This is a genomic window from Mycobacterium gastri (genome assembly GCF_002102175.1).
Classification (GTDB): domain Bacteria; phylum Actinomycetota; class Actinomycetes; order Mycobacteriales; family Mycobacteriaceae; genus Mycobacterium; species Mycobacterium gastri.
Genome location: NZ_LQOX01000103.1, coordinates 71,272 through 85,112, shown reverse-complemented (window position 1 = coordinate 85,112; position 13,841 = coordinate 71,272). Strand labels below are relative to the sequence as shown.

The window sequence follows — 13,841 nt, the reverse complement described above, 5'->3', positions numbered from 1 at the left end:
AGTTACATCCATCGCCTACTACTCCACTACTTCGGCAAAAACTGAAAGAGATCGCCCCGAAATACAGAAAGCGTTCCAGACGGGGCTACCATGATAGCTTCCCCGACCTGCGGGACAACTGGTAGCACCAGCTTCGACCCATTCGGGCCGTCGACAATTCCCGCGGTCTGACCCCACGCCGCTTTCGCCGCGTCTGCCGCCTCGGCGGCCTGTTGCTGATTGTCGATGTGCAATTGATTAAGCCTATCGACCAAGGAATTTAGTCTTGAGCCTTTAGGCACGTGTTCCATGACATCTTTACCGATTTGCGTGGCCTGATCGGTAGGTTTTGGTGATCGAGGGCTGCGGCTGCCGCCGAGGATCGGGTTCGGGTCGCGGTTCGAGCTTGACCGCGGTGCGCAGCTGGTTGACCGTGGCGACCCGCCAACTGCGCGTAATGCTCATCAGATCCCGCACCGGCGCGTGCGGCGATGACGCCGACCAAGACAGCCCCGCCCCCGACCCCAGTGCGCAAATCCCAGCAGCTCACACGAAAAACAACGGGTCCACCCGCTCCGAAACCCCGAATCGTGAGCCGAGTCAGCGTGAGCGGGCGAACGACAGTCACGGCAGCATGACGTTGTGGAAGAAGCCGGACACTTGAGTGCCGATATTTGCGACGCCGGATACAAATGCCTGTGTCGCGAGATCCACCGTGCTGGTGTTGAACACACCCGATATGGTGTTTCCCCTGTTCAGCAGGCCCGATTCCAGCGCACCGTAGTTGAAGAAGCCCGAATCCTCCGGTCCCCCGGCGTTCCAGATGCCCGAATGGTTAGTCCCGGTGTTGATGATTCCCGATAGACCACCGGCGCCGGAGTTGAAGAAACCGGACGAACTACCACTGCCATAGTTGAAGAAGCCCGACGACGGAGTCGTCGTTGAATTGAAGAATCCCGGTCCCTGGACGAAGTCGAAACCGAAGGTGTACGGGCCCGCGGTGCCACCGCCGGACTTTCCGAACGTTGTGCGAACGATGTCATCGAGATGAATCGGAGTCGAAAGCACATTCGCAGGAATGGTCCAAGGGCCTATATCACCGTCATAGACGGTGATATTTATTCCCGGCCATTGGTGCAAGACGACTTTGATCCGGATCTTTGAAATGGTGAACGCGTCCAGGGTGATTTCGTTGATGGTGCCCTGGATTGGTAACACGACGTCACCATGCACGTCGCCCTGGTACGGGAATTCGGGAATTGTGACTTTGTAGGAGAGTTGAACCAGGCCCTGGTAATCGCCTCGCCAGAGGAAGCCGTTGTTGTAGTTGCCCGAGTTGAAGGCACCGGTGTTGACGTCACCGGTGTTGCCGATGCCGGTGTTGTAGTCGCCGCCGTTGAAGTAGCCGGTGTTGTACATGCCCGAGTTGAAGCCACCCGAGTTGTGGTCTGCGCTATTGAAGCTACCGGTGTTGGTTTCGCCCGCGTTGTAGAAACCGGTGTTGTAGTTGCCGGAGTTGGCGATCCCGGTGTTGGCGGTGCCGGAGTTGAACCATCCGGTGTTGGTGCTGCCGGAATTGCCGATGCCGGTGTTGTAGTTGCCGGAGTTGCCGATGCCCCAGTTGCCGGTGCCCGAGTTGCCGATGCCGATGTTGTTGGTTCCGGAATTGAACAACCCGATGTTGCCGCTGCCGGAGTTCAAGGCGCCAAAGCCGCGTTGGTTGTCGCCGGTGAGACCAAAACCGATATTGCCGTTGCCGGTGTTACCGAAGCCGATATTGCCGTCTCCGGTGTTGCCCCAGCCGAAGTTGTGGCTTCCGGTGTTGCCTATCCCGATGTTGCTCAGTCCGGCCGTCAACGAGCTACCGGCGTTTCCGAACCCGATGTTGCCGCTGCCGATGTTGCCGCTGCCGAAGTTGGCGCTGCCAAGGTTGCCGCTGCCGACGTTGTCATCCCCGATATTGCCGCTGCCAACGTTGAAGCTGCCGACATTTCCGTTGCCGAGGTTGTCGCTGCCTATGTTGGCGCTGCCGAAATTCACGATGCCATGGTTGGCCAGCCCGACGTTGAATACCGTGCTCGTGCCGTCGCGGAAGAAGCCCGCCAGGTCGGTACCGATGTTTTGGAGTCCTGAAACATGGGCCGGGGCCGACAGATCCAATGAGCTGGTGTTGAACCAGCCCGACATGGTGTTGCCGAGGTTCGCCAGGCCCGACAGCGCCGAACCCCAGTTCTTGATCCCCGAGCTCCCGAGGCTTCCGAAGGAGACATTCTGCCAGCCCGAATTGTTCGCACCGAAATTGAAGAAGCCCGAAGAGCTGCCCGTGCCGGCGTTGAAGAAACCCGACGACGGCAGCATGGTGGAGTTGAAGTAGCCCGGACTGGCCGGGATGTCGATGAGCGGAATATAGATGGGGCCGACACTGCCGCCACCACCGATGTCCACCACCGGCGAACCGTCGGAGCTGCCGAAATGCAGGTTCACCGCGGGGCTGCCGATGCTGAAGGAGATGGCTGATACGGAGATGGGGCCAACCGTGCCTTCGACTTTGCCGCCGAGATGGTCGTTGAGTCCGCTGAAGGGAATTGTCGGAATGGTGAAGGCTTCGACGTCGGCCGGGGTGACGGTGGCGGTTACCGGGATATCGCCGAACACGGAGAGGTCGAAGAACCCGGTGAGTTCGGAAACGGTAATCGTGTAGTTGAACCCGTAGAGGCCTTGGGAGTTGCCGCGCCAGAGTAGGCCGTTGTCCAGGTCGCCGGTGATGAAGGCGCCGGTGTCGAGGGTGCCGGCGTTGGCGATGCCGGTGCTGTAGGTGCCGGTGTTGAACCAGCCGGTGTTGTGCTCGCCGGGGTTGGCGATGCCGGTGTTGGTGGTGCCGGTGTTGTACCAGCCGCTGTTGTAGCTGCCGGCGTTGGCCAGGCCGGTGTTGACCGCCCCGGAGTTGAACCAGCCGGTGTTGGTGGTGCCGGTGTTGGCGATGCCAGTGTTGTAGCTGCCGGAGTTGGCGACACCGAAGTTGCCGCTGCCGGAATTGAACACGCCGATGTTGTTGGCACCGGAGTTGAACAGGCCCAAGTTGTTGGCGCCGGAGTTCCATCCGCCGAACCCGACCTGATGATCACCGCTAAGCCCGATACCGATATTGCCGGTGCCGGTATTGGCCAAGCCGATATTGCCGACCCCGGTGTTGCCCCAACCCAGGTTGTGGCTGCCGGTGTTGCCCATCCCGAGGGTGCCCAGCCCCGAGACCACCGCAGTACCGGCGTTGCCGAACCCGATGTTGGCGCTGCCGATGTTGGCGCTGCCGAGGTTGTAGTCGCCGATATTGGCGCTGCCCAGGTTGTAGTCGCCGATGTTGCCGCTACCCAGGTTGAAGCTGCCGACGTTACCCCAGCCCAGGTTGAGCTGACCCACATTGCCCAGCCCGGCGTTGAACAGCGTGCCCGAGGCGCTGTGCAGCACCCCCGACAGATCGGTGCCGATGTTGGCCACCCCGGAAACCTGGGCCACGCTGGCCAGATCGACGGTGCTGGTGTTATACCAGCCCGAAATGGTGTTGCCCAGATTCGCCACACCCGACTGCAACGCACCCACATTTCGCCACCCCGAATTCCCCAGCACCCCCGTCGAGAAATTCTGCCACCCCGAATTGTTGGCCCCAAAATTGCTGAACCCCGACGAACTGCCCGACCCACTGTTGAAAAACCCCGACGACGGACCACTCGTCGAATTCCCAAAACCCGGCCGCGCGGGAATATCGATGAACGTCACGTCGATGGGGCCCACGCCGCTGGTGAGAATGGCAGCCACCGACGTGGTTGGTGAGCCGATTTGGGCGGTCAGCTGGGGCAGGACGCCGGTGATGGTGGGGATGACGATGGGTCCGATGTCGACGCTGAGATAGTCGGAGTTCAAGACGCCCACCCTGAACTCGGGGATGGTGAAGCCGGTTACGTTGAGGTCCGTGATGCCGAGGTTGAGCGGAATGTTCACTGGCAGGCCCAAACCCAGATTCAGCAACGGGAATTCGGGAATATAGATTCCGGCTTTGAAGCCGATCAGACCTTGGTAATCACCCCGCCACAGGAAGCCGTTGTTGTAGTTACCGGCGATGAGAACGCCGGTGTTCACGTCGCCCGAATTGAGCAACCCAGTGTTGTAGTCGCCGGTGTTCAACCAGCCGGTGTTGTAATCGCCGACGTTGCCGATGCCGGTGTTGGTGTTGCCGGTGTTGTAGGAGCCGGTGTTGTAGTCGCCCGGGTTGGCGATGCCGCTGTTGACGTCGCCGGTGTTGAAGATGCCGGTGTTGATGCTGCCGGAATTGGCGATGCCGGTGTTGTAGTCGCCGAGGTTCCCGTAGCCCCAGTTGCCGATTCCAGGGTTGGCGATGCCACTGTTGGCGGTGCCCGCGTTGCCGATGCCGAAGTTGCCCGTGCCCGAGTTTCCGATGCCGACGTTTCCGGTGCCCGAGTTGAACAAGCCGACGTTGTTGGTGCCCGAGTTGAACAAGCCGCTGTTGCCGCTACCTGAGTTCAGCGCACCGAATCCGACCTGGCCCGTACCGGTGAGCCCAATGCCGATGTTGCCGGTCCCGGTATTCCCGAAGCCGATATTGGAGTTGCCGGCGTTTCCGAAACCGACATTGAAGTCCCCCAGGTTGCCCAGGCCGACGTTGTTGGTGCCCAAGTTCCCTAGGCCGATGTTGTGCATGCCCCAGTTACCGGGACCGATGTTGCGGCTGCCCCAGTTTCCGGTACCGATATTGCCGTCGCCGAAGTTTCCGAAGCCGACGTTGTCACTGCCGGCGTTTCCGCTTCCCAGGTTGAAGCTGCCCGTGTTTCCGCTGCCTACGTCGAAGCTACCCTGGTTGGCAAACCCCAGGTTGATGTTCGACGCACCGTTGAATAGACCCGAAATGTGGCTGCCGGTGTTTCCGATACCGGACACGTCGGCGGCTATGGTGAGATTCGTCGTCGCGGTGTTCAAGAAGCCCGAAACGGTATTGCCGAAATTGGACACGCCCGATAGCAGGTCGCCAAGGTTTTTGTACCCAGAGATTCCCGACCCGCCCGACGCCGCGTTCCAGAAGCCCGAGAGGTTGGCGCCCACATTGCCGATTCCCGATGAGCTGCCGTTGCCTGTGTTGAAGAAGCCTGACGACGGTACGGTGGTCGAGTTTCCGAAGCCTGGAGCCGCCGGGATGTGGACGATCGGGATCCTGATGGGTCCGATGGTGCCGGGACCGCTGAGTTCCAGAACAGAACTGGGTGAGCCGAGAGTTCCGGAAAACGACGGCAGGTCGATATAAATGTTGGGAATGGTGATCGGGCCGACGCTGACTGCCTGCAACTTCAGAAAGCCGAGTATTTTGACATCGGCGGTGTACTTGGGAAGCGTGAAGCTCTCCAGAACGAGGGAGCCGAATGTGCCGCTGAATGGGAGATTGGCCGGTACCTGAAGACTCAGATACGCCGGGATGGCGGTGTCGGGAATGACGATCTCGTAGTCGATGGCCACCAAGCCCTGGTAGTCGCCTCGCCATAAGACGCCGTTGGAGTAGCTGCCCAGGTTGAAAGCACCGGTGTCGACGTTGCCGGAATTCGCCAAACCGGTGTTGTAGTCGCCGGTGTTCAGGTAGCCCGTGTTGTAGTTGCCGACGTTGAATCCGAGCGTGTTGAAACTGCCGGCGTTGAAACTTCCGGAGTTGTAACCGCCGGCGTTGACCATGCCGGTGTTGACATTGCCGGCGTTGAAGAATCCGGTGTTGACATCACCGGCATTGAGCAAGCCGGTGTTGATATGGCCGGAGTTGCCGACGCCCCAGTTACCGGTGCCCGAGTTTCCGATACCCACGTTTCCGGTACCGGAGTTGAATAGCCCGACGTTGTTGGTGCCGGAGTTGAACAAGCCGCTGTTGCCGGTACCGGAGTTCAATGCGCCGAACCCGACCTGACCCGTGCCGGTGAGCCCGATGCCGATATTGCCGGTGCCGGTGTTCCCGAAGCCGATGTTGGCGAATCCCGCGTTCCCGAAGCCCGCGTTGAAATCGCCCAGGTTCCCCAGGCCGAAGTTGTTCGCGCCCAAGTTTCCGAGGCCGGTATTGTAGCTGCCCAGGTTCGCGGACCCGACGTTGTAATTACCCACGTTGCCGGGGCCCACATTATAAAGTCCAATATTACCGCTACCGAAGTTGAAACTACCGCTGTTGCCCGAGCCGAAATTGTAGTCGCCGATATTGCCGAAACCTACGTTTAAGCTGCCGGAATTACCGAGGCCGATGTTAAAATCGGTGGTATTGGTGACGTAGTCACGGAAAAAGCCCGCCAGGTTGGCGCCTACGTTTTGGAATCCGGAAACGTTGGCCGGTGTGGACAGGTCCAGCGTGCTGGTGTTGAACCAGCCCGACATGGTGTTGCCGAGGTTCGCCACCCCGGACAGCGCCGAACCCCAGTTCTTGATCCCCGAGTTTCCGACGCTCCCGAAGGACACGTTCTGCCAGCCCGAATTATTGGCGCCGACATTGAGGAATCCCGACGAGCTGCCTAATCCGGTGTTGAAGAAGCCCGACGACGGCAGGGTGGTTGAATTTCCGTAGCCGGGCACCATCCCGAAATTGAAAATGGTGATGTCGAAGGGACCGATCGTGCCGTACCCGGTGATAGGTAGCAAAGTGCTCGGCGAGCCGATGGTTCCCTGCGGCGCGGGCGTAGGACTGGCCAGCGTGATTTGCGGGATGTACAGGGCATTGATTGTGCCTACCAGCGCCGGGATCGGACCTACATGGTTGGTAAACCCGAAGGGTATATCGCTGATGGTCATGCCGCTGTAGACGGTGTTGCCGTCGAAGGCCGTGGTAATGGGGATATCGATGAAGAGCGTCCCGTTCACGTTGACGGGAATTTGGGGCACATGAATCGTGTAATTGCCGCCGTAGAGGCCTTGGGAGTTGCCGCGCCAGAGTAGGCCGTTGTCCAGGTCGCCGGTGATGAAGGCGCCGGTGTCGAGGGTGCCGGCGTTGGCGATGCCGGTGCTGTAGGTGCCGGTGTTGAACCAGCCGGTGTTGTGCTCGCCGGGGTTGGCGATGCCGGTGTTGGTGGTGCCGGTGTTGTACCAGCCGCTGTTGTAGCTGCCGGCGTTGGCCAGGCCGGTGTTGACCGCCCCGGAGTTGAACCAGCCGGTGTTGGTGGTGCCGGTGTTGGCGATGCCAGTGTTGTAGCTGCCGGAGTTGGCGACACCGAAGTTGCCGCTGCCGGAATTGAACACGCCGATGTTGTTGGCACCGGAGTTGAACAGGCCCAAGTTGTTGGCGCCGGAGTTCCATCCGCCGAACCCGACCTGATGATCACCGCTAAGCCCGATACCGATATTGCCGGTGCCGGTATTGGCCAAGCCGATATTGCCGACCCCGGTGTTGCCCCAACCCAGGTTGTGGCTGCCGGTGTTGCCCATCCCGAGGTTGCCCAGCCCCGAGACCACCGCAGTACCGGCGTTGCCGAACCCGATGTTGGCGCTGCCGATGTTGGCGCTGCCGAGGTTGTAGTCGCCGATATTGGCGCTGCCCAGGTTGTAGTCGCCGATGTTGCCGCTACCCAGGTTGAAGCTGCCGACGTTACCCCAGCCCAGGTTGAGCTGACCCACATTGCCCAGCCCGGCGTTGAACAGCGTGCCCGAGGCGCTGTGCAGCACCCCCGACAGATCGGTGCCGATGTTGGCCACCCCGGAAACCTGGGCCACGCTGGCCAGATCGACGGTGCTGGTGTTATACCAGCCCGAAATGGTGTTGCCCAGATTCGCCACACCCGACTGCAACGCACCCACATTTCGCCACCCCGAATTCCCCAGCACCCCCGTCGAGAAATTCTGCCACCCCGAATTGTTGGCCCCAAAATTGCTGAACCCCGACGAACTGCCCAACCCACTGTTGAAAAACCCCGACGACGGACCACTCGTCGAATTCCCAAAACCCGGTGCCGCGGCGATATTGATGATGGGGATTGTCCGCCCCTCGAGGGCGCCGTGGAGAGATATCTCGATCGCGGTAGTGGGGCTGCCGGTAGTGAGGGTCACGTAAGGCGCGGAGATCGTGGACGTCGGAATGGTCATCGGGCCGAGATAGAAGTTTCCGAAAGCCGTCTTAGGGTAATAAAAGCCGGGAATGGTATATACTTGCCCGCCGAGGTGATATATCTTGTAGATCGGGATTCGAATCTCGAAATCGATGGGTACGGTCGGAGTGGTGATATTCAAGTTGACGGCGATCTGGCCCTGGTTGTCGGCACTGATGAAGAAGCCATTATTGAAATCGCCGGAGTTGACCGCGCCGGTGTTGACGTTTCCGGTGTTGAACGCGCCCGTGTTGTAGTCGCCGAGGTTGGCCCATCCGGTGTTGTAGTCGCCGGGGTTATACCAGCCGGTGTTGAAGCTGCCCCTGTTGGCGGCTCCGGTGTTGTAGTCGCCCGCATTGGCGAAGCCGGTGTTGACGATGCCGGCGTTGAACAGGCCCGTGTTGTAGCTGCCCGTATTGCCGATACCGGTATTGCCGGTGCCCGGGTTGCCGATTCCCCAGTTGCCGGTGCCGGTGTTGCCGACGCCCACGTTGCCCGTGCCCGCGTTGAACAGGCCGATGTTGTTGGCACCGGAATTGAACAGGCCGACGTTGTTGGTGCCGGAGTTCAGGGCGCCGAACCCGACCTGGCCGGTACCGGTGAGGCCGACGCCGATGTTGTTGCTGCCGGTATTGCCGAAGCCGAGGTTGTTGTCGCCGGTGTTCGCAAATCCGTGATTGCTGTCGCCGGCGTTCCAGAAGCCGACGTTGAATTCACCGAGGTTTGCCGGGCCGATATTGTAGCTGCCCAGATTTGCCGAGCCGATGTTATAGCTGCCCAAGTTCCCGAAGCCGGCATTGAAGAAACCGAAATTTCCGCTGCCCAGGTTGGCGTCGCCGACATTTCCACTGCCGAAGTTCACGCTGCCGACATTCCCGCTGCCAAGATTGAAGCTGCCGATGTTGGCGTTGCCGAAGTTCAGCCTGCCGGTGTCGGCGAAGCCGATGTTGAAGTTCGACGGGCCACCGAAGAAGCCGGACATTTGGCTGCCGGTGTTCGCGGCGCCCGAGACGAAGGCCGCTGCCGTGAGGCTCAGCGTGCTGACGTTGAACAGGCCCGAGATGGTGTTCCCGGTATTCAGCAGGCCCGATTGCAGCGCGCCGTAGTTATCGATTCCGGTGTTTCCGATGGTCCCCGTCGACGAGTTGAGGAAGCCCGAATTGTTGGCGCCGGAGTTGAAGAAGCCCGATGTGCTGCCGCTGCCGGAGTTGAAGAAGCCCGACGACGGGATGCCCGTCGTATTTCCGATGCCCGGGCCGCCGCCCTGGTAATCGCCCCTCCACAAAATGCCGTTGCTGTAGTTCCCCGAGATAAGAGCGCCGGTGTCGACATCGCCCACGTTGAGGATGCCGGTGTTGTAGTTGCCGTAGTTGATCCAGCCGGTGTTGTAGTCGCCGACGTTGAAACCGCCCGTATTGAAGCTGCCCGAGTTCCAATTGCCGCTGTTGTAGCTGCCGGAGTTGGCGATACCGGTGTTGACGATGCCGGAGTTGAAGAAGCCCGTGTTGACGTCGCCCGAGTTGCCGATGCCCGTGTTGTAGCCGTTGCCCGAGTTTCCGATGCCCCAGTTGCCGCTGCCCGAGTTCCCGATTCCCACGTTGCCGGTACCCGAGTTGAAGAAGCCAACGTTACCGGTGCCGGAATTCATGCCGCCGAACCCGCGCAGGCGGTCCCCGGTGAGGCCGATACCGATGTTCCCGTTGCCGGTGTTTCCGAAGCCGATGTTGTTGTCGCCGGTATTACCGATACCGATGTTGTTATTGCCGGTGTTTCCGAAGCCGATATTGCGGATGCCCGCTGTCAATAGTGAGCCGGAATTGCCGAAGCCGATGTTTCCGCTGCCGATGTTTCCGCTGCCGATGTTTCCGCTGCCGGTGTTGCCCGAGCCGAAATTGAAGTCGCCGATGTTCGCGTTGCCGAGGTTGCCCTGGCCGACGTTGGCCAAGCCCACGTTGCGGAAGGGGACGGTGATGTCCTGCGCTGCGGCTGCGGCCGCGTTGACCGCGGCAGCGGCAGTCCCGTACGCGCTCGCCGTCGGACCCGCCAGGTTGGCCAGACCCCGCAGCGTCTGTGGAAACGGCGTCAACGTCGACAGAGCCGCGGACGCCCCGGCGTGGTAGTCGAACATCGCGGCCACGTCCCGAGCCCACATCTGTTCGTACTGAGTTTCAGCGTCGGCGATTGCGGTCGCGTTTTGCCCGAGCAGGTTCGACAACACCAGTGACACAAACTTATTGCGGTTGGTCGAGATGAGGGCCGGATGGACCGTGGCCGTCAGCGCTGCCTCGAACGCGGCTGCGGCCAGCCGTACCTGGACGGCCGCCTGCTCGGCCTGGTTCGCCGCGGCATTCAACCAGCCCAGGTAGGGTGCGGCGGCATCGGCCATCGCCGCCGAGGACGGACCGAGCCACAGAGAACCCGTGAGTCCCGTGGTCACCGCGGAAAAAGAGGTCGCAGCCGAACCCAACTCGACGGCCAGCCCGTCCCAGGCCGCCGCCGCGGTCAGCATCGGCCCCAGCCCGGCGCCGAGATGCATACGCGCCGAATTGATCTCCGGTGGCAAGACCGCGAAATTCATCAGCTCTCCTGCCTGGAACCGTTGGGCACCGTCGCAGAGGCAGGTGATGCCGTCGCATCCATCGGGTCCGTGAGTGTCCTAGCGTAACGATTATTGGGAGATGCGACAGCGGACCGTCTTTGATTCGGAGAAAAACTTCAGAGATGGTGTACCCGGGTTTTTTTGCATTAATAGCGCTTCACACGCGGATTGAAAATTGGGCGACCGCAGGTTCGCCTCGCCGCACGAGCCGGTAACCGCCGCGGCGCAACGCGTCCGTCGGCGCGGCCATCGGCTCAAAGCACACCACGTCCTCACCAAGGGGCGCGAAGATCTGCGCCGCCGGAAAGCCGTATTCGAAATGCACTTCCAGGCGCCGGCCGCCACCGGAGACCGCGAACACCGAACCATCGCCAACCTGGTCGTAACAGTCGTCGAAGGCCTCGTCCCGCAATTGCTGTGACATCGCTGGTCGGTCGGCCGTCTCGCCGGTAGGTAATCGCAGCTCGTCGAGGTACAGATAGCGCAGCGGCGGTGTTTCGATGACCCAGTCGCCGCGCGCGACACCCGGCAGCCGCAGGTACGGGTGGAAACCAAAGCACAGCGGCACCGCTCGGTCCCCGGTCGCGGTCACCGTGGTTCGCACCGTTAGCGTGCGCTCGGCCAGCAGCACCGCGATGGCGACCATATGCGGAAACGGGAAGGTGGCCAGCAACTTCGGGTCGGCGCCGAAATCCAGCTCGGCGGTCAGCTCGTTCGCCGATTCGGTCGTGACCCGCCAGCCCGGGTATGCGGCCAAGACGCCGTGGATAGGCAGCCCGGCGGGGTCGGTGCGAACTCCGTTTGCTCCCGGCGTCAGCGTCACCGTCGCGTCTTCGGCGGTATAGGTATTGGCGCCCAGCCGATTCGCCCAGGGATACAGAATCGGTATCCCCATCGTCTTTCCCGCGGTGATGTAGGCGTCCAGGCCTTTTCGTTGACCCAGCAGTTGCACACCCTCGTCGGTCAGTGCGCTGCCGATCATCCCGGCCGCGGGCACGAATTGTGCTGCCACCGGGGAGGATGGGTCGCGCAGCGTGACGAGGTGCACCCCGCCAGCCTAATCGGCCGGCCTGGCCTGATTGGCGGCTTCCGCCGCCGGCGTTTCTGGTATGGGCCAGCACCGCGGCCCGGCGCCACCCTACTGCGACAGTGGGTCGTGCTGAATACGTTCCGGCGGTGCGCCTTTGGCGATGAGAGCGGCCTTGGTCGCGCGGACCATGTTCGGGCCACCGCAGATCAGGATCTGCCGGTCGCCCCAGCCGCCGTACTTGGTGACCACGTCGGCCAACCGCCCGGTCTGACGCACATGCAGGCCGCGCGGCGGGGACACGTCGGGGTAGTCGGCGGCCCAGGACGGGTCGCGGGGATACTCCGAGACCGGCGAGACGGAGAGCCACGGATTGTGTGCGGCGATCTGCCACAGCATGGGCAGGTCGTAAAGCTCGCAGGAATAACGAGCTCCGAAAAACAGGTGGACTCGCGGGTTCTCCGCGAACCGGCTGAGGGCCATGATCAGTGCCCGTAGCGGTGCCAGGCCGGTGCTGCCGGCGACCATGAGCACATCGCCGTCGTCGCGGTCCACGTGGAAGTCGCCATGCGCGCTGGACAATCGCCACCGGTCACCGGGGCGGGTCTCGTTGACGATGGCGTTGCTCACCAGGCCGCCGGGCACCACGCGGACGTGAAACTCGATCCCTCCGCCCGGGTCGGCGGGAATGGCGGGGCTGAGGTATCGCCAGCGGCGGGGGCATTGCGGGACATGGACGTTGACGTACTGGCCGGGGTGGTAGTGCAGCGGCTGGTCCAGGCGCAGGCGGACGACCGCGAGGTCACGTGACACTCGCGTGTGCTCAATCACCGTCCCGTCCCACCAAGCGGGCCCCTCCTCAGCGTCAGCGGCGCCGCTCATCACCCCGGTGATCAGGTTGAGCGATTGGTCAGCGGCCCGCTCGACGCTGCCAGTCCAGGCGTCGCGCAGTTCGGAGCGCAGCGTCTGATACAGCGCGCGGCGCAAGGTGTCGTATTGGGTTGGGAGCACGCCGTATTTGCGGTGGTCCCGGCCGAGTTGGGCCAGGAAGGCCACCGGTTCTTCGGCGCGCTGGTCGACGAGCTCGCCATACACCCAGTGCAGCGCATGCGCGAAAGCGGCTCTCTGAGAGTCCATTTCGGGCGGGAATAGGTCGCGTACCGAAACGTCGAGGGCGAACCAGTTGGTGTAGAACCGGCGGACGAGTTCGTTGAGGCCCTCCGGAGGGGCGAATGCGTCGCGCAGCACCCGCAATGCATCCCGGTCCTCAAGGCCCACGGACCCCGATTCTAGGCTTGCCGGGCGTGGTGCTCAGCGGTCTGGAATATCCTCGAATGACTCTGGCGGGGAAACACAGCGGCGACCGCAGCCCGCCGGGGCTCATAGGGTGTGGATGCCCTTGTATAGCACTGCTAACCCGATCACCAGCAGGATGGCCGCCACCAGCGCGGTGTTGTGCTTTTCCATCCAGGTTTTGAGTCGCTCCAGCGGAGCGTCGAGGCGCGCGCCGGCAACAGCGTAAGCCAGCACCGGAAGCGTAACCGACGATCCGGCGACGGGGACGAAGAGCGCGGCGGAAATCACCGTCCCGGTGTTACCCAAAGCGTCGGTGCCGATTGCCAATCCCGCTGCCGCACAGACCAATAGCACCTTGGGATTGATCACGGTCAGCGCCGCTCCGGTCAGCGCCGCCCGCGTTGGGGTGACGGAGGTGAGTGTGCGCATCCAGACCGGAATGTGATCGTGACCGCGGCGGGTGAGCCAACGGATGACGCCGAACACGATGAGTGCTGTGCCGACGACGATCCGCAGCCAGTTCGCCCACGCAGGCGGGGATTCGCGCAGGCCGCCCAGCAGGTTGGAAATACTGATGGAAATCGCGGTCAGCCCGGCCAGGCCCAGCAGCCAGCCGGCGAGGTAGGCCAAGCCGCCCTCGCGCGGATGTTGCGCGTGCAAGACGAGCACTCCCGGGATGATCGGCAGCGGCGAAACTGTGATCAACAGGGCGAGCGGCAGTACTTCAACCATTTACGAAGACTCTCCGACCGTCACGCGAACGGTAGCTGACGTCGTGGTGTTGTACCTGCCGTCACGGGGGGACTGAGCGTCCGGGCGTCGCCAGGTGATC

4 protein-coding genes and 1 pseudogene are annotated in these 13,841 nt (G+C 62.0%); all 5 read right to left on the bottom strand.

The genetic code is table 11. The features are described from left to right. Positions 1–324 precede the first annotated feature (324 nt). Positions 325–481 (bottom strand): annotated as a pseudogene (locus AWC07_RS28710) (hypothetical protein); the annotation flags it as partial. A 122-nt stretch (positions 482–603) separates the two neighbouring features. Beyond that, on the bottom strand, positions 604–10,665 hold the full coding sequence (locus AWC07_RS12005; protein ID WP_085105084.1) for a PPE family protein: 10,062 nt from the start codon (positions 10,663–10,665) through the stop codon (positions 604–606). 178 nt (positions 10,666–10,843) lie between these two features. After that, positions 10,844–11,734 (bottom strand): aldose 1-epimerase, encoded by an 891-nt coding sequence (locus tag AWC07_RS12000; protein ID WP_036417645.1) that lies wholly within the window; start codon positions 11,732–11,734, stop codon positions 10,844–10,846. 90 nt (positions 11,735–11,824) lie between these two features. Further along, positions 11,825–12,991 (bottom strand): FAD-binding oxidoreductase, encoded by a 1,167-nt coding sequence (locus tag AWC07_RS11995; RefSeq protein WP_085105083.1) that lies wholly within the window; start codon positions 12,989–12,991, stop codon positions 11,825–11,827. Between the two features lie 102 nt (positions 12,992–13,093). After that, positions 13,094–13,741 (bottom strand): GAP family protein, encoded by a 648-nt coding sequence (locus tag AWC07_RS11990; RefSeq protein WP_085105082.1) that lies wholly within the window; start codon positions 13,739–13,741, stop codon positions 13,094–13,096. Positions 13,742–13,841: the final 100 nt, after the last annotated feature.

Coding starts and splice junctions, on each gene's coding strand:
- AWC07_RS12005 (WP_085105084.1), bottom strand. CDS start 10,665: ATGAATTTCGCGGTCTTGCCACCGGAGATCAATTCGGCGCGTATGCAT.
- AWC07_RS11990 (WP_085105082.1), bottom strand. CDS start 13,741: ATGGTTGAAGTACTGCCGCTCGCCCTGTTGATCACAGTTTCGCCGCTG.